A 556-nucleotide genomic window follows, 5' to 3' on the forward strand; every position below is an offset into this window, starting at 1 on the left:
GGACATGCACTGCGCGAGCATGCACAACGTCTGATGGTTCAGACCGAAGCGGCGCGCACCGCCATAGCCGAGCTGGAGGGCGGCATGGCCGGCACGCTTCGTGTCGGCGTCATCTACACCTACAGCACGACCTTCCTGCCGAAGATCATCGGCAGCTTCGGCGAGAAATATCCTGACGTTCGGCTCAGCGTGGAGGTCGGCTCAGCAAACGGTGTCGAGCAACGCATCCTGTCCGGGGATCTCGATCTCGCGATTGCTTTCGCCCCGCCCCAGCATGCGGATTTGGGCGTCGACCTGCTGTTCGAGGAACGGCTCGTCCTGGTGCTTGCGAAGTCTCAAAATCAATCGCGACAACAGTCGATCACGCTACAGGCACTCGCCCGCCGCCCGCTGGCACTCCTGACCACGGCCTTTGCGACCCGCCGCATTCTCGACCAGTCGCTGCCGCCGGATACAAAGCTCGATGTGCGCGTCGAGATGAACTCGGTGGAGGCCCTGATCGAACTCGCGAAATCGGGTGGGCTGCCGACGGTTCTCGCCGACCGAAGCCTGAACG

Annotated in this window: 1 protein-coding gene; it reads left to right on the forward strand. The window is 62.9% G+C overall.

The window, feature by feature from the left end; all coding sequences use genetic code 11:
• Positions 1-33 precede the first annotated feature (33 nt).
• The coding region (locus tag AC1DU6_RS35320) for a LysR family transcriptional regulator substrate-binding protein (RefSeq protein ID WP_477863236.1) at positions 34-556 on the forward strand (523 nt) is incomplete at its 3' end.

Source organism: Roseateles sp. P5_B10, from assembly GCF_056400485.1.